This is a genomic window from Janthinobacterium sp. P210005 (assembly GCF_036231865.1).
Taxonomy (GTDB): domain Bacteria; phylum Pseudomonadota; class Gammaproteobacteria; order Burkholderiales; family Burkholderiaceae_D; genus Janthinobacterium; species Janthinobacterium kumbetense.
The window spans coordinates 999,865-1,018,643 of the sequence record NZ_JAZARC010000001.1 but is presented as its reverse complement, the minus strand read 5'-3'; the positions used below and the strand labels follow the sequence as shown (position 1 = coordinate 1,018,643).

General features: G+C 65.1%; 22 protein-coding genes. 13 read left to right on the top strand and 9 right to left on the bottom strand.

From position 1 onward, the window contains the following. The first annotated feature begins 32 nt into the window (after positions 1–32). From VPH40_RS04495 to VPH40_RS04485, 3 genes are read left to right on the top strand one after another with little or no spacing between them, the layout of a single operon-like run. On the top strand, positions 33–749 hold the full coding sequence (locus VPH40_RS04495) for a GntR family transcriptional regulator (RefSeq protein ID WP_328572802.1): 717 nt from the start codon (positions 33–35) through the stop codon (positions 747–749). Next, the gene (locus VPH40_RS04490; RefSeq protein ID WP_305062075.1) at positions 736–1,503 is read left to right on the top strand and encodes an SDR family NAD(P)-dependent oxidoreductase; all 768 of its coding nucleotides are present in this window, start codon (positions 736–738) and stop codon (positions 1,501–1,503) included. Before VPH40_RS04495 ends, VPH40_RS04490 begins: the two co-directional genes overlap by 14 nt. Positions 1,504–1,520: 17 nt before the next feature. Continuing rightward, the gene (locus VPH40_RS04485; RefSeq protein ID WP_328572801.1) at positions 1,521–2,213 is read left to right on the top strand and encodes an aspartate/glutamate racemase family protein; all 693 of its coding nucleotides are present in this window, start codon (positions 1,521–1,523) and stop codon (positions 2,211–2,213) included. Here the strand turns inward: VPH40_RS04485 and VPH40_RS04480 are convergent. Next, positions 2,210–2,680: a heme-degrading domain-containing protein gene (locus VPH40_RS04480; RefSeq protein ID WP_328572800.1), complete on the bottom strand. Its 471-nt coding sequence runs from the start codon at positions 2,678–2,680 to the stop codon at positions 2,210–2,212. The two genes, VPH40_RS04485 and VPH40_RS04480, sit on opposite strands and share 4 nt — an antisense overlap. A 94-nt stretch (positions 2,681–2,774) precedes the next feature. Between VPH40_RS04480 and alkB the strand changes: the two genes are divergently transcribed. The 8 genes from alkB to VPH40_RS04440 all read left to right on the top strand — a co-directional run bounded on the left by alkB (position 2,775) and on the right by VPH40_RS04440 (position 9,284). Further along, a complete protein-coding gene (alkB, locus tag VPH40_RS04475; RefSeq protein ID WP_251348470.1) occupies positions 2,775–3,437 on the top strand; it encodes a DNA oxidative demethylase AlkB in 663 nt (220 codons plus the stop codon). Positions 3,438–3,528: 91 nt separating this feature from the next. After that, on the top strand, positions 3,529–4,458 hold the full coding sequence (gene folE2, locus VPH40_RS04470; RefSeq protein WP_328572799.1) for a GTP cyclohydrolase FolE2: 930 nt from the start codon (positions 3,529–3,531) through the stop codon (positions 4,456–4,458). Between the two features lie 24 nt (positions 4,459–4,482). Continuing rightward, complete coding sequence (locus VPH40_RS04465; RefSeq protein ID WP_180278775.1) at positions 4,483–4,650, top strand: hypothetical protein; 168 nt, start codon at positions 4,483–4,485, stop codon at positions 4,648–4,650. A gap of 100 nt (positions 4,651–4,750) precedes the next feature. After that, on the top strand, positions 4,751–5,569 hold the full coding sequence (blaOXA, locus tag VPH40_RS04460; protein WP_328572798.1) for a class D beta-lactamase: 819 nt from the start codon (positions 4,751–4,753) through the stop codon (positions 5,567–5,569). After that, positions 5,566–5,961 (top strand): hypothetical protein, encoded by a 396-nt coding sequence (locus VPH40_RS04455; RefSeq protein ID WP_328572797.1) that lies wholly within the window; start codon positions 5,566–5,568, stop codon positions 5,959–5,961. Before blaOXA ends, VPH40_RS04455 begins: the two co-directional genes overlap by 4 nt. A gap of 74 nt (positions 5,962–6,035) precedes the next feature. Further along, the gene (locus tag VPH40_RS04450) at positions 6,036–8,495 is read left to right on the top strand and encodes a penicillin-binding protein 1A (RefSeq protein ID WP_328572796.1); all 2,460 of its coding nucleotides are present in this window, start codon (positions 6,036–6,038) and stop codon (positions 8,493–8,495) included. A 53-nt stretch (positions 8,496–8,548) separates the two neighbouring features. Beyond that, positions 8,549–8,848, top strand: a complete 300-nt coding sequence (locus VPH40_RS04445; RefSeq protein ID WP_328572795.1) for a hypothetical protein — start codon at positions 8,549–8,551, stop codon at positions 8,846–8,848. Positions 8,849–8,918: 70 nt separating this feature from the next. Beyond that, complete coding sequence (locus VPH40_RS04440; protein WP_328572794.1) at positions 8,919–9,284, top strand: hypothetical protein; 366 nt, start codon at positions 8,919–8,921, stop codon at positions 9,282–9,284. 56 nt (positions 9,285–9,340) lie between these two features. On the opposite strand, the gene VPH40_RS04435 is transcribed toward VPH40_RS04440, so the two are convergent. From VPH40_RS04435 to VPH40_RS04420, 4 genes are all read right to left on the bottom strand, one after another. Further along, complete coding sequence (locus tag VPH40_RS04435) at positions 9,341–10,072, bottom strand: hypothetical protein (protein WP_328572793.1); 732 nt, start codon at positions 10,070–10,072, stop codon at positions 9,341–9,343. After that, positions 10,072–10,638: a hypothetical protein gene (locus VPH40_RS04430; protein ID WP_328572792.1), complete on the bottom strand. Its 567-nt coding sequence runs from the start codon at positions 10,636–10,638 to the stop codon at positions 10,072–10,074. Before VPH40_RS04430 ends, VPH40_RS04435 begins: the two co-directional genes overlap by 1 nt. A gap of 79 nt (positions 10,639–10,717) precedes the next feature. Further along, positions 10,718–11,005 carry a putative quinol monooxygenase gene (locus VPH40_RS04425; protein ID WP_328572791.1) on the bottom strand — a complete coding sequence of 96 codons (288 nt, stop codon included), beginning with the start codon at positions 11,003–11,005 and terminating at the stop codon, positions 10,718–10,720. Positions 11,006–11,126: 121 nt separating this feature from the next. Then, a complete protein-coding gene (locus VPH40_RS04420) occupies positions 11,127–11,699 on the bottom strand; it encodes an FMN-dependent NADH-azoreductase (protein WP_328572790.1) in 573 nt (190 codons plus the stop codon). 162 nt (positions 11,700–11,861) lie between these two features. Between VPH40_RS04420 and VPH40_RS04415 the strand changes: the two genes are divergently transcribed. Next, positions 11,862–12,284: a winged helix-turn-helix transcriptional regulator gene (locus tag VPH40_RS04415; RefSeq protein ID WP_328573336.1), complete on the top strand. Its 423-nt coding sequence runs from the start codon at positions 11,862–11,864 to the stop codon at positions 12,282–12,284. On the opposite strand, the gene VPH40_RS04410 is transcribed toward VPH40_RS04415, so the two are convergent. Together VPH40_RS04410 and VPH40_RS04405 are read right to left on the bottom strand one after the other, a co-directional pair. After that, positions 12,281–12,778, bottom strand: coding sequence for a hypothetical protein (locus tag VPH40_RS04410; protein ID WP_328572789.1), 498 nt, complete (start codon positions 12,776–12,778; stop codon positions 12,281–12,283). The genes VPH40_RS04415 and VPH40_RS04410 overlap by 4 nt on opposite strands. A gap of 392 nt (positions 12,779–13,170) precedes the next feature. Beyond that, entirely contained in the window at positions 13,171–14,202 is a 1,032-nt protein-coding gene (locus VPH40_RS04405) for a helix-turn-helix transcriptional regulator (protein WP_099667740.1), read from the bottom strand. Between the two features lie 222 nt (positions 14,203–14,424). Between VPH40_RS04405 and VPH40_RS04400 the strand changes: the two genes are divergently transcribed. Continuing rightward, complete coding sequence (locus tag VPH40_RS04400) at positions 14,425–16,419, top strand: glycoside hydrolase family 3 protein (RefSeq protein WP_328572788.1); 1,995 nt, start codon at positions 14,425–14,427, stop codon at positions 16,417–16,419. Between the two features lie 14 nt (positions 16,420–16,433). Here VPH40_RS04400 and VPH40_RS04395 read toward each other — a convergent pair whose 3' ends face one another. Then, positions 16,434–17,552, bottom strand: a complete 1,119-nt coding sequence (locus VPH40_RS04395) for a Gfo/Idh/MocA family protein (protein ID WP_328572787.1) — start codon at positions 17,550–17,552, stop codon at positions 16,434–16,436. Positions 17,553–17,579: 27 nt separating this feature from the next. Continuing rightward, the gene (locus VPH40_RS04390) at positions 17,580–18,773 is read right to left on the bottom strand and encodes a phytanoyl-CoA dioxygenase family protein (protein ID WP_328572786.1); all 1,194 of its coding nucleotides are present in this window, start codon (positions 18,771–18,773) and stop codon (positions 17,580–17,582) included. Positions 18,774–18,779: the final 6 nt, after the last annotated feature.

Sequence of the window (18,779 nt, the reverse complement as noted above, 5' to 3'; positions counted from 1 at the left end):
GCATCATAATTTATCAGCGATCAAAAACACGCATGAACCATCCATTGGACAGTCTGCTGCACGTCAATCTGGGCAAGTCCGTGTACGCCATGCTGCGCGAAGCGCTGGCGGCCGGGCGCTTCCAGCCGAATGACCGGCTGCGCATCCGCGAACTGGCGCAGCAGCTGGGCACCAGCGTCACGCCCGTGCGCGACGCCATGCTGCAGCTGGTGCAGGAAGAGGCGCTGGTGCTGCGCTCGCCGCGCGACTTCCGCGTGCCCGTGCTGAGCGTGGCGCGCTACCTGGAAATCCGCGCGCTGCGCCTGGAACTGGAAGGACTGGGCGCGGCGGAGGCGGCGCAGCGCATCGACGCCGCGACCCTGGCCGACCTGGAACGCCTGCTGCAGGCGAATGAAGAGGCCATCGCACGGCACGACCTGGCCGCGGCGCTGCAATGCAACCAGGCGTTTCACCTGGGCCTGGCGCAGGCGGCCGGCATGCCGACCTTGAAACGCTTCGTCGACCATCTGTGGATGCAGACGGCGCCCCTGATCGCCGCCGGCTATGCCCGCTTTTCGCCCGACATGCGGGTGGGCCACCACCACGCCATCATCAGCGCGCTGCGCCAGCGCGACAGCGGGGCCGCGCGGCGCGCCATCGAGCAGGACATCCTCGACGGCGGCACGCAAATGCTGGCCTACGTGATGCGCCAGGAGCGCATCCACGCCGGCACAACCGAAGAGGACAAGGAAGAACATGACGCACATTAAGCACAAGATTGAACAGAACATGGAACAGAAAACCGCCATCGTCACGGGCGCCAGCCGCGGCATCGGCCATGCCGTGGCCGAGCGCTTCCGCAGCCTGGGCTGGAGGGTCATCACCGTCTCGCGCAGCCCGATTCCCGGCGGCTGCCCGCGCAGCCAGGAGCACAACACGCATGTGTGCATGGATTTGTCGGACCTGAGCCAGATCGGGCAGATGGTCGAGACGCTGCGCCCCATGCTGGGCGACGCCAAACTGCATGCGCTGGTCAACAATGCGGGTGTGTCGCCGAAGGGGCCGGGCGGTTCGCGCGTCAATTCGCTGACGACGGACATGCAGACCTGGCAGGAAATGTACAACACAAACTTTTTTGCGCCGCTGGCGCTGACGCGCGGCTTCGCGCAGGAATTGTCGAACGCGCGCGGCGCCGTGGTGAACCTGTGCTCGATCGCCGGCTACCGCGTGCATCCGTTTGCCGGTTCGGCCTACGCCAGTTCGAAGGCGGCGCTGGCGTCGCTGACGCGCGAAATGGCCAACGACATGGCGCCGCTGAACGTGCGCGTGAACGCCATCGCGCCGGGCGAGATCGACACGGCCATCCTGTCGCCGGGCACCTCGCACATCGTCGACACGCAAATCCCCCTGCGCCGCCTGGGCACGACGGCCGAAGTGGCGGACCTGGTGGAGTTCCTGTGCAGCGAGCGTGCCTCGTACATCACGGGCGCGGAAATCCCCATCGACGGCGGCCAGCGTATTTAATTGAAAAGGAAGATCGCATGACACAACATATCGGCATCGTCGGCTGCTCGGCCGAAGGCGCGGCCCTGTGCTACCGCACGATCTGCGAAGAGGGCGCGCATGCGCTGGGGCCATATGAACACCCGGAAGTATCGATGCACACGCCGTCGCTGGCCCGTTACGTGGATTGCCTGAACAGGGGCGACCTGGCAGGCGTGGCCGAACTGATGCTGGCGTCGGCGCGCAAGCTGGCCGCCGCCGGCGCCGATTTCCTGATCTGCCCCGACAATACCATCCACCAGGCATTCGAGCTGATGGCGCCCCGTTCGCCGCTGCCATGGCTGCATATCGCCGACGTCGTGGCCAGCGAAGCGGCGGCGCGCGGTGTCCAACGGGTGGGCTTGACGGGAACGCGCTGGCTGGTCGACAGTGCCGTCTATCCGGACAGGCTGGCCGCGCGCGGCATCGCTTGCGTGCGGCCCGGCGAGGACGAACGCAGCGAGATCAATCGCATCATCATGGAAGAGCTGGTTCCGGGCGTGGTCAAGGGGGACAGCGTGGCGCGCTTCCAGGCCATCATCGCCGGCTTGCGGGAGCAGGGCTGCGATGCCGTCATCCTCGGCTGCACGGAGATCCCGCTGATCATCAGCGACGCCAATTCGCCGCTGCCGACGCTCGATTCCACGCGCTTGCTGGCGCGCGCCGCCTTGCGCCAGGCGCTGGAAACCTAGCGTTCCAGCTGCGCCTGCAGCGCGGCCACCACCAGCGCGTGGTCGTCCGCCTGCGCCAGGCCGGAAACGGTCACTGTGCCGACCAGTCCCACGCCGCGTATCAGCAGGGGGAACGCGCCGCCATGGCCCGCGTACTCGATGTCATCGAGGTATTTCACGTCTTCGAAGGTGCTGCCGCGGCTCTTGTACGAAATGCCCATGTAATAGGAGCTGCGGCAAAAGCGCTGCACCGTGTTGTTCTTGCGGCGTATCCAGTCCGCCTGGTCCGCCGTGGCGCCCGTCATGGCGTGGTGGAACAGGATATGACCGTTGCGCGTGATGTCGACGGTGACGGCCTTGCCCCGCTTGCGCACTTCCTCGACGATCCACAGGCCTACGGCCAGCGCGGCGTCGTTGTCGAAGCGTTCGAATTGCAGGGATTCTTCCTGTTGCGCCAGGGTTTGCAGCAAATCGGCGTAATGATCCATCGTGGAGGAGGGCGGTAGTGGCTGGAAGCGCTACTGTAGCGCACCATGGGCCGGCCGCGCGCGCTTTTTCCGTGGCGCGGCTAAAATAAGCGGCATGAACCTGTCCCTGTTTGCCGATGAAGACCAGATCCCGGCCGGCCCGGCACCGCTCGTGCCAGGCTCGCGCGCGTCGGTCCTGCTGCGCGGTTTTGCGTTGCCGTATCTGCACGAGATGCTGCCGGCGCTGGACGCCGTCGTGCTGGCGGCGCCCCTGCGCCACATGGCCACGCCGGGCGGCTTGCGCATGTCGGTTGCCATGAGCAATTGCGGCCCCCTGGGCTGGGTCACGGATGGGCGCGGCTACCGCTACGCGCGGCACGATCCGGCCAGCGGCCTTCCCTGGCCGCCCATGCCGCCCGTGTTCCTGCGCTTGGCGCGGCAGGCGGCGCTGGCGGCCGGCTATCCGGACTTCACGCCCGACGCCTGCCTCGTCAACCGTTATGCCCCCGGCGCGCGCATGGCCCTGCACCAGGACCGCGACGAATGCGATTTCACCGCGCCCATCGTTTCCGTCTCGCTGGGGCTGCCCGCTACTTTCCTGTTCGGCGGCGCGGAGCGGGCCGACAAGGCGGCGCGCATCGGCTTGCTGCATGGCGACGTGGTGGTGTGGGGCGGCGCCGACCGCCTGCGCTTCCACGGCGTGGCGCCGCTGAAGGAAGGCGAACACGCGCTGCTGGGCGCGCAGCGCATCAATTTGACCTTTCGCAAGGCCAGTTGATTGGTCAATACGCTCCATTAATGCAAGGCACTTGCAAATGCGGCCGTTTTTCTCCATGATATGCAACTTGTTTGCATATGGAGTGTCCAGCATGAAGCGCGATCCGATTTCCTCGCCCCTGCCCGACGTGGCGGCCGGCCCCCATCTGGGCAATCCCTTGCCGCTCGAGTGGGTCGGCATGCAGGGCATCGCCTTGCCCCTGTGGCTGGAGGAAGGCGGGCAGGCGCAGCAAGTGCATGCCTGGGCCGACGTGCAGGTCGACTTGCCCGACCCGCACGTGAAGGGCATCCACATGTCGCGCCTGTATCTGCTGCTCGACGCGTTCGCCGCCGCGCAGCCGCTCGATGCGGGCGCGCTGGCCGCCGTGCTGCGGCGCATGGTGGACAGTCACGCCGATTGCGGCAGCACGCAGGCGCGCCTGGCGCTGGCGTTTCCCCTGCTGCGGCGCCAGCCGGCGCTGCTGACGGCAGGGCTGTCCGGCTGGAAATCGTATCCCGTGCGCCTGCAGGCCACTGTTTCGCCGCAGGGCTTTGCCTTGTCCTTGACGGTGGAGGTCGGCTACTCGTCGACCTGCCCGTGCTCGGCGGCGCTGGCGCGGCAATTGCTCGCCGACGCCTTCGCGGCGCGGTTCGGCGCGGGCCCCATCGATGGCGCGGCTGCGCGTGAATGGCTGCGGGAACACGCGAGCCTGGCCACGCCGCACAGCCAGCGCAGCACGGCGACGGTCACCGTGCCATTGACGGAACAGGCAGAACTGGACCTGTTTCCCCTGATCGACGTGGTGGAAGCGGCGCTGGCGACACCGCTGCAGACGGCCGTGAAACGGCCCGACGAGCAGGCGTTCGCGCGCCTCAATGGTGCTAACCTGATGTATGTGGAAGATGCGGCCCGCCGCGTGCAGGCGGCGCTGGCGCCATTGGTGTCACCGTATGCGCAGGCGCGTGTTACCGTACGGCATATGGAAAGCCTGCATCCGCACGATGCCGTGGCGCAGGCGGGCAAGCTTGCCGGAGATTGGTAGTCAACCACCGTGGAGGAGGGCAACATGCCGGAGAACATCGAGCGGGACGTCAACGATGACAGCCTGGAAGAGGAACTGGAGCGCGAACGGCGCGAGCATGCGCTGATCGACGAGGAAAAGCTGGGCATGGACGAGCTGGAAGAGGAGCACCTGAAGCGGGAACGCCAGCCCGGCGGGCCGGCGGGGCGCTAGCGTCAGGCGCGGGAGTCAAGGCGGCGCGATCATCGCTGGCATCGCGCGGCGCTGCCCGGTACAATTTCGCTTTGTCCTGCTCCCCCAACCCCGGAGGCCCATGAAATATCGCGCATTTTTCTCGTTCATCCTCGGCCTGACAGGCGCCGTCCTGGCCGCCTCGCAAGCCCAGGCCGCCACCATCTGCACCGCCATGGCGGACGCCAAAACGGGCGCCGTCTTGCTGCAAGAGGGTAATTGCCTCGACCGCGTCACCCCCGCATCCACGTTCAAGATCGCGCTCAGCCTGATGGGCTATGACGCCGGCTTCCTCAAGGACGAGCACAAGCCGACCCTGCCGTTCCGCCAGGGCTATGTGGACTGGGGCGGCGAAGCATGGCGCCAGGAAACGGACCCGTCGCGCTGGATGCAGTATTCCGTCGTCTGGTATTCGCAGCAGGTCACGCAGGCGCTGGGCGCCGAGCGCTTCCAGAAATATGCGAAGGCTTTGCGCTACGGCAATGCGGACGTGTCGGGCGATCCGGGCAAGGACAATAGCCTGGAGCGCTCGTGGATCAGTTCTTCGCTGAAGATCTCTCCGCTGGAACAGCTGGGCTTTTTGCGCAAGCTGGTCAACGATCAGTTGCCCGTCACCAAGCAGGCGATGGAGCAGACGCGCCGCCTGACCCGCCTGGCGGACGTGGGCGGCTGGCAAGTGCATGGCAAGACGGGCGCGGCCTTCCCGCGCAAGGCCGACGGCAGCTTTGACGAAGCGCATGGCTACGGCTGGTTCGTGGGCTGGGCCAGCAAGGGCGAGCGCAGCATCGTGTTTGCGCGCCTGGTGCAGGACGAACAGAAGGGACAGCAATCCGCCGGCTTGCGCACGCGCGACGCCATGCTGAAGGAATTGCCGGCCCTGCTGGAGCAGGCGCAGAAGTGACGGCCAGCATCGTCGCCGCCACCTTCATCGCTTCCGACGGCGAGTACCTGGAAGCCGTCATCGAGGTGGAGGGCCAGCGCCTGCACGTGATGGACGAGTTCGGCGGTGGGCAACTGGCCGCCGGTACGCAAGTCCGGCTCGAATTGTGGCCCATGGCCAGCGAGCTGGACGACTGGGACGCCATCTTCGGCGCCAACCCCGGCTGTGTAAAGGGCGTGCGCAGGCTCGATGGCTGGCGCTACCTGGCGCTGGGCGTCGTGACCCAGGTCGACCCCGTCATCTGCGATTGCGGCTTGCTGCAGCTGGAAAACCCGTTTACGACGCATGATGCGCGCTGCGTGGGCGCGTATGTCGGCGTTACGCTGGCGCGCCTGGATGCTTGCCTGGCGTAAAATCCGGCCCGCTTTGTTGCCCGCCCTATATACTTGCTGAAACGGATCATCCGGCATCAGACAAGGTTACAAGCATGGCATCAGGCATGGAGCAGTTTCAGGAAAAAGCACGGCAGGCATGGACATGGACGCGCGCGCAAGCCGTGCGCGTGGCGGGAGTGGCGTGGACAAAGGCGGAGGCGCTGTACCGGCGCGGCCACGCGCACCTGATGACCTTGCCGCCCGTGCGGCGCGCGCTGGTGCTGGGGCTATGGTCGTTCCTGGCCGTGCTGGCGCTGGTGATCCTGTACATGCTGCTGCTGATCCCCCTGACGCCGAGCATCCACGATTTGCGCCAGGCGCGCGCGGCCGCGCCGAGCACCATGGTCAGCGCGGACGGCGAGGAACTGGCCCGCTTCGACCAGGGCTTGCAGGAGCGGGTCACCTTAAAACAGATTTCGCCGAACGTGATCAGCGCGCTGATTTCGACGGAAGACCACCGTTTCTATGAACACCACGGCATCGATTTCACGCGCACGGCGGGCGCCGTCCTGCATACGGCGGGAGGCAACCCCCAGGGCGGCTCCACCATCACGCAGCAGTTGGCGCGCAATATGTTCCCTGAGGAAATCGGCCGCTCGCGCAACCTGAACCGCAAGCTGAAGGAACTCATCACGGCCCTCAAAATCGAGGCCACCTACAGCAAGACGGAAATCCTGGAAGCCTACCTGAACACGGTCCCCTTCCTGTACAACACCTACGGCATCGAAATGGCGGCGCGCACCTATTTCGACAAGCCCGCCTCGCGCCTCGACATCCTGGAAAGCGCCACCCTGGTCGGCATGCTCAAGGGCACGAATTACTACAATCCCGTCGGTAATCCCGAACGATCCTTGCAGCGGCGCAATGTGGTGCTGGGGCAAATGCGCAAACATGACGTCATCGACGAGGCGCGTTACAGGCAGTTGATCAAGCGTCCCTTGCGCCTGCATTTCGAGCGCCAGAGCGAGCGGGCGCAATCGGACAGCCATTTCACGGCGTATGTGCGCAAGTGGCTGATCGACTGGGCCGACGAGAACGACTACAACCTGGAGCGCGACGGCTTGATCGTGCACACCACGCTGGACCAGGATTTGCAGCAGGCGGCCGAGCGCGCCGTCGAGCGCCAGGCGAATGCCTTGCAGGCGATCGCCGACGTGGAATGGAGCCGCGCCGGCGTGCCGTCGTCCACGTCGACAGGCATGTATGCGGGCATGCAGGGCGGCAGCGTGCCATTCGATTATTTCTGGAAATCGCATCCGGCCCTGCTCGACGCCTTCGTGCGCGAGTCGGGCGACTACCGCAAGCTGACGGCGGCCGGCGCCACGCCGGACGACGCGCTGGCGCAACTGAAGGGCGACCGCGCCTTCATGGCGGCCCTGCGCAAGTCGAAGACGCGCCTGGAAGCGGGCTTCGCGGCCATGGACCCGGCCACGGGTGCCGTGCGCGCCTGGGTGGGCAGCCGCGACTTTGCGCGCGAACAATTCGACCACGTGTCGCAGGCGGCGCGCCAGCCCGGTTCCACCTTCAAGCCCATCGTGTATGGCGCGGCGCTGGAAAAGGGCCTGAGCCCCGAGCACGTCTACCGCGACGCCGTGATGGATATCAAGGCGTCCGACGGCACGATATGGCGCCCGACGGACATGAGCGGCACGACGGGGCGCGACATGACCATGCGCGACGGCCTCGTGTACTCGAAAAACACCATCACGGCGCAAGTGATGCAGGACGTCGGCTTGTCGCCGATCATCAAGCTGGCGCGCGCGCTGGGCATCCGCGACAGCAAGCTGGAAAAAGTGCCGTCGCTGGCGCTGGGCACCAGTCCCGTGACCCTGCTGGAAATGGTCAACGCCTACGCCAGCATCGCGGCCCAGGGCGAGGCGCGCCTGCCGTTCGTCGTCACGCACATCACGGACCGCGAAGGCAAGGTCATCGCCCGCTTCGGCGAAGACAAGCCGCAGCGCGCGATGAAAGCGGAATCGGCGGCCACCCTGACGGACATGATGCGCGGCGTCATCGACCGCGGTACGGGCACGGCCATCCGCAGCCGCTTCGGCATCCGCTCCGACGTGGCCGGCAAGAGCGGCACCACGCAAAACAATGCGGATGGCTGGTTCATCCTGATGCATCCGGAACTGGTGGGCGGCGCCTGGGTCGGTTTCAATGACGCCAGGGTCACCATGCGCAGCAATTACTGGGGCCAGGGCGGTCACAATGCCGTGCTGGTGGTGGGCGACTTCTTCAAGACGGCGCTCGACACGGGAAAACTGTCGCGCGACGTCATCTTCCCTGGCGGCAAGCCGCCGCCACCGCTGCGCCACGTGGAACCGGTCGACGAGCCCGCGGACGAACCCGTGGAAGAGCCGGGCGATTTGCTGCAGGAAGGCGCGCCGGCCGCGCCGCTGGCCATGCCGGCCGAAGGCGAGGGCGGACAGGAATCGCATGGGAAGGCCGTGCCGGAACCTATGCCGCAGCCAGCACCGGCACCGCAGCCGGCGCTTGCACCGCAAGGTTAATCCGCTGTGTCGATGGGGTTGGAAACGCAATACTTCTGGAAAGCCGCTAACGCGTGAAACCATATATTCAACTTACCATACGCACGAAGGCGTCCACGGCATCATGGGCGCTTGGCGAACAGTTCATCGACACGCTGGAGGAGCACGCCGGATTGCTCTTGCCTGAGCAGATATCGCATAATCCGGATAAATTTACCGAGTCTTACGCCGGAAAAATGGCGCTGGAACAGCGCTGGGCAGCGCCTTGTACTTTGCGTTATGGCGGCGGCATGTTTGAAGTGGCGGAAGAATTCGCATGGCGACGAAAAAAAAACCATCAAATCCAGCGGCTATGTGAGCCACACAAAGCGTAATATTCGTGGCCAGATCGTGCCCGGTGGCTTGAGTTTCACGTCAGCGTATAGCCGGAACATCGATTTTCATATGCTTTTCAAGCAGTGGTGCCATATCTTTCCGCCTCAGATCGCGATGCTGCATCCCTTTCTTCCCCTTGAATTGGCCAACCTTGAACGCTACGATAGTTTTCGCCTGGGATCGTTCAATGCGTCCCTCAGGCCGGATATTCCGGATGTAGCGTGGGCCATGTTCTATGGGCCGGATTTTTGCCAGCGCATCGATGTGGAGCGGCTGCTGGCCGCTGGATTTTTCGTGGAAAAGATGGGTGAGGGTATCCTGGTCAGGGTAACGGAACATATTGACGATGTTGAAAATGATTTCCCAATGTTTTTACGACGGCGCGCGGAACTCAAGGGCCTGTTTCCTGTCGGATTTTTCCTGGATAAGGAGTGAGCTGCAAGAGCCTGGAGCGATAGCTGCGATGCCTATGGCTTTGATGCCCGCCGCCTTCACACCGTATTGCGCCTCAATCCCGCCTGCCGCACAAACACTTGCAGCGCGGCCATGGTTTGCTCGTGCAGCGCTTCCAGTTCCGCTTCCAGTGCTGGCGTGACGGCCAGGCTGCCATCCGCCTGCCGGCGCACGGGCAGGCCCAGCGCCTGCGCCATTTCTACTGGGTAATTCGTAAAATTGCCGTAAGGCCGCTTGCCGTCGACGGACGGGGTGGGCCAATAGCCTTCGGCCAGGTAGTCTTCCGCTCCCATGCCCAGCATTTCCAGCGACATCCACGACTGCTGGCGCAGCAGCGTCAGGTGCCGCGCAGTCAGGGTGAACAGCGTTTTGCCGTTGGCATAGCTGCCCGGCTTCAGGTCGGCCATCTGCACGAAGTGGGGCAGCAGCAGCGCCGCTTCCATCAGGCGCTGCGCGGCCAGGGGCGCATCCTTGCCGGCGATCGCTTGCATGGCCAGTTGCAGGGTATCGCCATTGCCCAGCGGGTGCTCCGGATTGAGCATGGGCGCGCCGCTTTCCACGGGCGACCAGCCGATGTTGAAACGCCGTATCAGCGCCAGATGGGGCACATTGAGCACCTTGGGCAGCGGAGCGTCGAGGGTGGCCAGGATGCGCTGGCGCACGTCGCGCGCCAGGCCGCCGTCGGCCGCGCGCGCGAGCATGGGCGAGCACAGCAGGGCGCCGGCGAGGCGCAGCAGCTGGCGCCGCAGGGGCTGGACCAGGTCCGGCATCACGGCGCCGTCAAGTCCTGGCGCTGGAATTCGATGCGGTTTTCTTGATAAGCCCACTTGGTGTAGGGCCCGAACACGCGCCGGTTTTCCTTGCTGTCGGCATTCGACAGTTCGCGCTTCATGCGCCGCACGAGGGCGGGGTCCGTGAGCGGCGCCGTCGTGGCGGCGAACACGTCGTGCCGCACGCTCTGTTTCGCATCGGCGCCGCGCGAGATAATGGTGAGCTTGCGCGAGGCGGGATCGAAGTACAGGCGCATGGCGAAGGTATTCATGTCCTGCAGATACAGGCCGTCGTCGCGCTGCTGGGCATAGAAATAGTCGCCGCAGACGGCTTTCGGCTCGCGTTTCCACTCGCAGGACAGGACGATCATCAGGTGCTGGTCATCGAGTTGCTTGACCGAAATGCGTCCCTTGGAATAGCCCCATGTACTGGCCGGCACGGTCGCCGACGAGGCCAGGTTGTATTCACCCACGAGCTTGGTCAGGGGCGCTTGCGCCGAGGCGCAAGCGCAGAAAGTAAAGGCGGCGGCCGCAAGGGCGCCTTGTATCTTGGAAAAGGATGTCATGATGGCCATAAAGAAAAGTTGCCATATTATAGATGGCAACTTGCCAAGATGGCCGCGCGCTTGAACGCGCTGCTGGCCGTTACTTCAGCTTGCTTAATTCCGCCACGTCGATCTTGACGGTCTTGCCGTCAGTGGCGGCCACCAGGGTCAGGAAATGGGGCGTCGCGTAGTGCGCCGTCAGGGCCGCCTTGTCGGTCCATTCTTCCAGCATGATGAAGCGCGTGGGAATCTTGTTGTCGAGGTGCAATTCGTAGCGCAGGCAGCCGCTTTCGGCGCGGCTGGGCGTCACGACGGCTTCCAGGGCGGCGCGCACGGCGTCGGTATGGTCGGCTTGGGCATCGATGGTGGCGACGACGGTCAGGGTCATGGTGGTCCTTGTGTAGTGGTGGGGCGGATGCAGCTTAGCGCATCCGGGACTTTCATGCCTGCCATGTCCAGTCTGGCTGCGCCGAAACAGTTTCCGTCGCAGCCAGAAAATCCGCCGCCGCTTACGCTGCCTGCAGTGCGCCGATCTGTTCAAACGCGGCCGTCAACGCCTGCGCCCTGGCGTCGTCGCTGACCTTGACGCCTTCGGCGCGCACGATGTCGATCTGCGTGACGCCGAGGAAGCCGAAGAAGGCGCGCAGGTGGCTTTCCTGGTGTTCCAGGGCGGCCATCGGCGTGTCGGCGCCGTAATAGCCGCCGCGCGTCGAGGCGATGATCACGCGCTTGCTGCCGAGCAAGCCTTCCGGGCCGTTGGCGCCATACTGGAACGTTTTGCCGGGCACGGCCAGCGCATCGAGCCACGATTTGAGCTGGCTGGGGATGGCGAAGTTGTACATGGGCGCGCCGATGACGATGACGTCGGCCGCCAGTACTTGCTCCAGCGCGCCAGACAAGGCGGCAGCGTCGGCGGCGCCGGGCGCGGCCGTAAATTGCGGCAACGGTTGCGCGGCCAGGTCGCGGTACTGGGCGACGGCGCCCGGCGCGGCCGCTTGCAGGCGGGCGACGATGGCGGCGGACAATTGGCGGCTGAGGGATTGCTCGCCGAGGATGCTCGAATCGATGTGCAGGATGTTCATGTGGGCCTTCTTGGGTGGTATGATCGGGTGGTATGTTTTTGTAACCGAGTTAAATATAGTGACTATCAAATGAACGCACAAGAAGGCACTTTTTCCACACTGGGGCACACGGATGTGACTATTGGCGACGCCGCCGCGCAAGGAGCGGAGCTGGAACGGCGCATGCGCGACGAGGGCGGCCATGCGGGCGTGGCCGCTTCCTGCCGCCCGATCACGGATATCCTGACCCGCGTGGGCGACAAATGGAGCGTGATGGTGGTGATATTGCTGGGCAATGGCACCAAGCGCTTCAACGAGATGCGCCGCCTGATCGGCGGCATCTCGCAGCGCATGCTGACCCTGACCCTGCGCGGGCTGGAACGCGACGGCCTAGTGACGCGCACCGTGTTTCCCACCGTGCCGCCGCGCGTCGACTACGCCCTGACGGACCTGGGCCGCTCGCTGTTGATCCCCATCAGCGCGCTGGGCGCCTGGGCCCATGGCCACCGCGACGCCATCGATGCGGCGCGGCTGGCGTTTGATGCCCAGTTGCCGCCGGTCGATGATGCAGGGAAACTGTCCTCACCGCAGGAATTGAGGCGTTAAGGCAGTTCGATATCGACGGCTTGCTGGCTTTTTTTCAGGCTATCCTGCCACCAGCCATTGGCATAGGGGTTAGTCTGGCCGTTGGCATTGGCTTGGGCATAGATGTAGCGTATCCATTTGCTTTGCAACACATCTTTTTCTTCGCGCTGCTTGCGGTCCTCCGCCAGCCTGGCGCCTATCATGGGCGCCTTGCTCGCTTCCAGGGCAGCGTAGACGGCCGAGGAAACTTGCTTCATGGCTTGTTCGCGCTGTTCGCTGATGTCCTTGCCGGCCTGTGCCTTGGCCAGCTCCAGATCCCGCGTGCCCGCGACCAGTTCCCGTTTCGTCTTTTCCAGCTCTGTCATGGCATTGAACAGGAAGGTTGCCAACACAATGCCGAGCGCGGCCAGTACGGCGGCGACCGTGAGGGTGATGTACCACTTGTTTTGCAGTGCATGTACGGCTGTGTGCAGCGCGCTGTGTTGCTGTTGCAAGGCGACGATGTCTGGATCCAATTGTCCTCTCTGCGTGGATGGCCTTGGCAAGCGGAGGCAGGGCTGTGCGTGCCTGCCTGACGCCACCAAACCATTGGATCCGTGTCGAAGCCTGTGGTTCCTGCAAAGGACGGCTCGCTGGCGGCAATATGGCGCAGTATTGGCCCGCATCAACGGTGCTCCCTGTCGCCGTTGACGCGGATCAGGTTATCGCTTGCCTGATCGCCGCCAGCATGTCGGGCCGGTCGCCAGGCTGGTCGCCCAAAACGCACCAGCGACGCCACCTTGCTCGACGTGCGCCTGACGTGTCACCTGTCCAAGGGCGCGGCCGCTGTGGCGCAGGGTGCCGGCGGCGCGGTGGCCGCAGTCCAAATGGCGTGATGGCGTATCCGCGCCAGCCCTTTCCCGTTCTTTTAACTGCTTTGCATGTCTTGCCGGTAGCGCGCCGGCGGCAGTTCGAACTGGGTCTTGAAGAAGCGGGTGAACGCGCTTTGCGAGGAAAAGCCCAGGCGCTCGCTGATTTCCACCACGCTCAGGCTCGTTTCGCGCAGCAAACGGCGCGATTCGCGGCTCTTGGCGCGCAGTTCCAGCGCGCGGAACGACGTTTTCTCCTGCTGCAGCTGGCGCTGCAGGGTCCAGCGGTTCATCGCCAGGCCGTCGCACAGGGCCGGCAGCAGCGCGGCGCCATCGGCGTCGGCTTGCTGGCCCAGCAAATCGATGATGGCTTGCTCCACGCGGGCCGAAAACAGCTGCGCGCCCTGCAACTGCTGCAATTGTCCCTGCGCGTGCCGCAGCGCGTGCGGCGCCAGCATGGCGTTGAACTGGGCGAAAGGCCGGTCCAGCGCCGGCGCGTCAAACGTCAGCGTGTTGCGCGCCTGGCCGAAGGTGGCGGCGGCGCCGAAGCACTCGCCAATGGCTGGCGCGAACCACGGCGCCTTGCCCTGGAAGCCGGCATGGAAGGCCGTGGCTGCGCCATCGTCGTAGGCGCGCGCCACCAGCGACAGCATGCGGAAATTGGCCAGCGCCTGCATGGCGCCCCCCAGCGGGCAAAACTCGGACAGGTATTCGATCTCGATGCGCGTCCCATTCTCACTCATCAGCATGAAGTCGAATTCGCCGATCAGGCCCCGCAAGTGCAGCAGCTCGTGCAGGGCGCTGCGCAGGGTGGGGCGGTTGAAGCAGACGTGGGCGATGCCCGAGTAATGCGCGAACCAGTGCGTCACGTCGAGGTCGAGCAAGCCGCGGTGCTGCGGCAGTTGCTGGGCGTAGGCCGTCATGCGGCGGTGCCGCTCGGCGTTGATGCGTCCGCCCGGCTCCTCGAGCTGCGCCGGCGTGATGCCCGTCTGCCGGAAAAAGTCGGCGGGGTCGTGGCCATCGGCTTGCATGGCGCGCGCGCATTGCTGCGCGATCCGGTTCGAAACCGTGCGCGTATCGGGTTTGTGCAAGGGTGTCTCCTGCTTGTTGTAGTAATTTTTCACAAATATTAGCACTTTGTAGGAGATTGTTGGTTGTCGTGCCGTCTAACCAAAAATTGTTCTCGCGGGTATAAAACGCGTGCTGTGCGGTCAAGAAACTCACGCATTCTCACGCTATATTGATTTCGGGCTGGCCCTGATGCCACCCGGATACCTACAAAAACAGTCTTGGAGATAATGATGAATTGCACTATGAAACCGATGGCCCGCATGGTCGCCGGCTGCGTCGCCACGCTTGCCCTGGCCGCCTGCGGCAACGACACCGTCAGCGAGGAATACACGCAGCCCGTGTTCGGCGCCACCACCTATAGCCAGCTCAAGGTCGACGGCTATACCTTCAAGGACATGAACCGCAACGGCAAGATCGACCCGTACGAAGACTGGCGCCTGTCCGCCGAGGCGCGCGCCGACGACCTGCTGTCGCGCATGAGCCTCGACGAAAAGGCCGGCCTGATGATGCACGGCACGGCGCCCACCGTGTCCGACCCTTCCGGCATCGGCCTCGGTGGCGCGTATGACTTGACGGCCCTGCAAGACCTGATCGTCAAGCAGTACGTCAACACCTTCATCACGCGCATGGCGGGCGATACGGCCAACATGGCGTCCCAGTACAACAAGGTGCAGGAAATCAGCGAAACGTCGCGCCACGGCATTCCCGTATCGATCAGCACGGACCCGCGCCACCATTTCCAGTACACGGTGGGCGCCAGCGCCGGCACCAAGGGATTTTCCCAGTGGCCGGAAACCCTGGGCCTGGCCGCCATCGGCGACGATGCGCTGGTGCGCCGCTTCGGCGATATCGCGCGCCAGGAATACCTGGCCGTCGGCATCACGCAAGCGCTGTCGCCGCAGGCGGACCTGGCCACCGAGCCGCGCTGGTCGCGCATCAACGGCACCTTCGGCGAAGATGCGGATCTGGCCAAGCGCATGGTGCAGCACTATATCGAAGGCTTCCAGGATGGAAACACGGGCTTGCACGACGGCAGCGTGGTGGCCGTCGTCAAGCACTGGGTCGGCTATGGCGCCACGAAAGAGGGTTTTGACGGCCACAATTACTATGGCCGCTACATGACTTATCCGGGCAACAACTTCGCCTACCACGTGAAGTCGTTCGAGGGCGCCTTCACGGCCAAGGCGGCTTCCGTCATGCCCACCTACGCGCTGCCGGATGGCAACATCACCATCGACGGCATCACCCTGGAGCAGGTGGCGGCCGGTTTCAGCAAGACCATGCTGACGGACTTGCTGCGCGGTAAATACGGCTTCGAAGGCGTGATCCTGTCCGACTGGGGCATCACTTCCGACTGCGACGCCAACTGCCGCAACGGCACGCCGGCCGGCGTGGCGCCTTCCTTCATCGGCTTCGGCACGCCGTGGGGCATGGAAAACGCCACCAAGGCCGAGCGTTACGTGAAAGCCGTCACGGCCGGAATGGACCAGTTTGGCGGCGTGACGGAAGCGCCGTACCTGACGCAAGCCGTGCAGCGGGGCCAGTTGACGGAAGCGCGCATCAATGCGTCGGCGCGGCGCATCCTGATCCAGAAATTCAAGCAAGGCCTGTTCGAACACCCGTTCGTCGATGCGGCCAAGGCGGCGACCACGGTGGGCAAGGCGGACTTCATCGAGGCGGGCCTGGAAGCCCAGCGCCGCTCGCTGGTCTTGCTGGAAAACAAGGACAAGGTCTTGCCGCTGGCAACCACCGTCAAGAAGGTTTACCTGTACGGCATCGATGCGGCCGTGGCGAAGCAGTATGGCTACACGGTGGTCGCCACGCCGCAGGAAGCGGACGTGGCCCTGCTGCGCGTGGCCGCGCCGTATGAAATCCTGCACCCGAACTACATCTTCGGCAGCATGCAGCACGAAGGGCGTTTGAACTATGTCGATGGCGACGCCGACTACGAAGCCATCAAGAACGCGGCGAAATACGCGCCGAAGACGGTGGTCACCGTCTACCTGGACCGCCCGGCCATCCTCGGCAACGTGCAGGACAAGGCCAGCGCCATCCTCGCCAACTTCGGCGTCAGCGACGGCGCGCTGTTCGATGTCTTGACGGGCAAGGCCAAGCCGCAAGGCAAGCTGCCGTTCGAACTGCCATCGTCGATGGCCGAAGTGCAGGTGCAGAAATCGGACGTGCCGTATGACACGGCCCATCCGCTGTACAAGTTCGGTTACGGGCTGGGGTACTGATAACGTCCCTGTCGTCAGCGCAGCGTGATCCAGCTGCGCTCCTGCACGGAGCGCAGCGCGGCGGCTATCAGCCGGTCCACTTCGTAGCCGTCGCGGAAGGTGGGCCAGACCGGCTCGCCGCCGGCGATCGCCTGCAGAAAATCGCGCGCCTCGATGACGATTTGCTCGTTGTAGCCCGTGCCGTGTCCGGCTCCCTGGCTGAACGCCAGGTAGTCGGGGTGGGCGGGGCCCATCAGCAGGCGCTGGAAACCCTGGCGCTGCGCCGGACGGCTGGCGTCGTACAGCCACAGCGCATTCTGGTTTTCCTGATCAAACGCAATGGCGCCTTTCGTCCCCGTGATACGGTAGGTGTAGCCCATCTTGCGCCCGGCCGCCACGCGGCTGAAGGTCAGCGCGCCCAGCGCGCCGCTGGCAAAGCGCAGCATCAGATTCCCCTGGTCGTCGTTGTCCACCGCTTCCATGCCATGCGGGCCGTCGCGCCGTGCATGCACGGTATTCATGTCGGCCACCAGCGAGTCGACGGGGCCGCCCAGGCGCAGGGCCAGGTTGAGCAGGTGCGAACCCACGTCGGCCAGCGCGCCGGCGCGCGTTGCCGTGGCTTCCCGCGTGCGCCAGGACGCGGGCGCGCGCGGGTCGTGCAGGTAGTCTTCCACGTGCTCGGCGGCGACGTGGATGATGTCGCCGATTTCCCCCGATTCGATGATGTGCCGCGCCAGCTGGCTGGCGGGCGTGCGGATGTAGTTGTAGCCGACCATGTTGGCCACGCCCGCGCTTTCCGCCGCCTGCGCCAGCAGCAAGGATTCGGCGGCCGTCATGCCCAGCGGCTTTTCGCAAAACACGGGTTTGCCCAGGGCCAGCGCCGCCAGCACGATGTCCTTGTGCGTGGCGGGCGGCGTGGCGACGACGATGGCGTCGATGGCGGGGTCATTGACCAGTGCGCGCCAGTCGCCGGTGGACCTGTTCCAGCCCAGTTCCCGCGCGCTGCGCGCCGCGCCTTCTTCGCTGCTGGTGGCGATGCAGGCGCAGACGGGGTTGCGGGCCGTGGGAAAGATGCTGCGCACGGTCTTGTAGGCGATGGTGTGGGCCTTGCCCATGTAGCCGGCGCCGATCAGGCCGATGTGGATGTCTTGCATAGGGAGTCTCCGAGACGCGTAGGGGATTCAGGCTTGCTGGCGCCAGGCGTGGCTGTCCAGGGCGTAGAGGAAGCGGGCCGCGGGCCAGTCCTGCGCCAGCGCTTCGCGCATGAGCTGCTGCTGCGTGGGCGGCGCCATGCCATCGATGGGCTGGTCGCGGTCCAGGTTGCTGGGGAAGGCATAGCCTTCGGCGCAGGCGGCGATCGCGTGGCCGACGCCAGCGTCATCCAGGGCACCCTGCGCGCGCAGCGCCTGCAAGGCGGGATATAGCGCGGCGCTCATGGCGCGGCGGTCCAGCGTTTCCATGGCACGCCCGAATGGCGACGACACTTGCAGCAGGTTGGCCATGCGGCGGATGTCGGGCGAACGGTTATGCCCGGCCGCGTGGAACAGGGCGGGATTGAAGAACACGGCGTCGCCCTTCGACAGCGGCAGCTGCACGCAATGCCGGGCAAAATAGTCGCGGAACGGCCGCTGCTGCCAGGCGAGAAAACCGGCCCGGTAGCGCTGGGAATAAGGCAGGTACAGGGTGGGACCGGATTCCAGCGGCATGTCGCAATGGGCGACGGCGCCCTGCAAGGTCAAGAGGGCAGACATCTGGTGCACGGGCGCGGGATAGGCGGCGCAGGCGGCGGCGCTCTGGAAGCCCAGGTGATAGTCGCGGTGCGGCGCCTGGGCGGCCCCGCCGGGATTGACGACGTTCACTTGCGCCGTCATCTGGTAGGCGGGACCCAGCCAGGCCTCGGATATCCAGGCGAAGACGGGATTGGCGTAGTAGCGCGCGAACGTTACGGGCGCGCGCAGGCAAAGCTTTTGCTGGGCGTTCCAGATGCGGTCATTCGCGCCCGGCCTGGCGAAATGGTCGCCTGCCGTCTGGCCGCTGGCATGCTGCCCGGCGATCAGGTCGCGGAACACGCGATTCGCCTGTTCCAGCGTCTCCATGTCGGTGACGGCCCGTTTGAGCACGATGACGCCGGGGCCGACCATCAGCGCCTTGCCCCATTCGGCCTGCAGCGCGCGCAGCGAGGCCGGATTGGCAGCCAGTTCGCGCACGGCGTCGCAGTCGTAGACGAGGATATTTTCCTGCACCGCGGCGGCGTGGGGATAGTCGGCCAGCGTCGTGCGGCAACTGACGGTGCCGATGAAGTCTTGCAGGTCGCAGCTTTCCGGCGTCAGCCAATACGGGACGGGCGGCTGGGCGCCGGCGTTGGTGATGTGCATGCGGTG

Coding starts and splice junctions, on each gene's coding strand:
- VPH40_RS04495 (WP_328572802.1), top strand. CDS start 33: ATGAACCATCCATTGGACAGTCTGCTGCACGTCAATCTGGGCAAGTCC.
- VPH40_RS04490 (WP_305062075.1), top strand. CDS start 736: ATGACGCACATTAAGCACAAGATTGAACAGAACATGGAACAGAAAACC.
- VPH40_RS04485 (WP_328572801.1), top strand. CDS start 1,521: ATGACACAACATATCGGCATCGTCGGCTGCTCGGCCGAAGGCGCGGCC.
- VPH40_RS04480 (WP_328572800.1), bottom strand. CDS start 2,680: ATGGATCATTACGCCGATTTGCTGCAAACCCTGGCGCAACAGGAAGAA.
- alkB (WP_251348470.1), top strand. CDS start 2,775: ATGAACCTGTCCCTGTTTGCCGATGAAGACCAGATCCCGGCCGGCCCG.
- folE2 (WP_328572799.1), top strand. CDS start 3,529: ATGAAGCGCGATCCGATTTCCTCGCCCCTGCCCGACGTGGCGGCCGGC.
- VPH40_RS04465 (WP_180278775.1), top strand. CDS start 4,483: ATGCCGGAGAACATCGAGCGGGACGTCAACGATGACAGCCTGGAAGAG.
- blaOXA (WP_328572798.1), top strand. CDS start 4,751: ATGAAATATCGCGCATTTTTCTCGTTCATCCTCGGCCTGACAGGCGCC.
- VPH40_RS04450 (WP_328572796.1), top strand. CDS start 6,036: ATGGCATCAGGCATGGAGCAGTTTCAGGAAAAAGCACGGCAGGCATGG.
- VPH40_RS04440 (WP_328572794.1), top strand. CDS start 8,919: ATGCTTTTCAAGCAGTGGTGCCATATCTTTCCGCCTCAGATCGCGATG.
- VPH40_RS04435 (WP_328572793.1), bottom strand. CDS start 10,072: ATGCCGGACCTGGTCCAGCCCCTGCGGCGCCAGCTGCTGCGCCTCGCC.
- VPH40_RS04430 (WP_328572792.1), bottom strand. CDS start 10,638: ATGACATCCTTTTCCAAGATACAAGGCGCCCTTGCGGCCGCCGCCTTT.
- VPH40_RS04425 (WP_328572791.1), bottom strand. CDS start 11,005: ATGACCCTGACCGTCGTCGCCACCATCGATGCCCAAGCCGACCATACC.
- VPH40_RS04420 (WP_328572790.1), bottom strand. CDS start 11,699: ATGAACATCCTGCACATCGATTCGAGCATCCTCGGCGAGCAATCCCTC.
- VPH40_RS04415 (WP_328573336.1), top strand. CDS start 11,862: ATGCGCGACGAGGGCGGCCATGCGGGCGTGGCCGCTTCCTGCCGCCCG.
- VPH40_RS04400 (WP_328572788.1), top strand. CDS start 14,425: ATGAAACCGATGGCCCGCATGGTCGCCGGCTGCGTCGCCACGCTTGCC.
- VPH40_RS04395 (WP_328572787.1), bottom strand. CDS start 17,552: ATGCAAGACATCCACATCGGCCTGATCGGCGCCGGCTACATGGGCAAG.
- VPH40_RS04390 (WP_328572786.1), bottom strand. CDS start 18,773: ATGCACATCACCAACGCCGGCGCCCAGCCGCCCGTCCCGTATTGGCTG.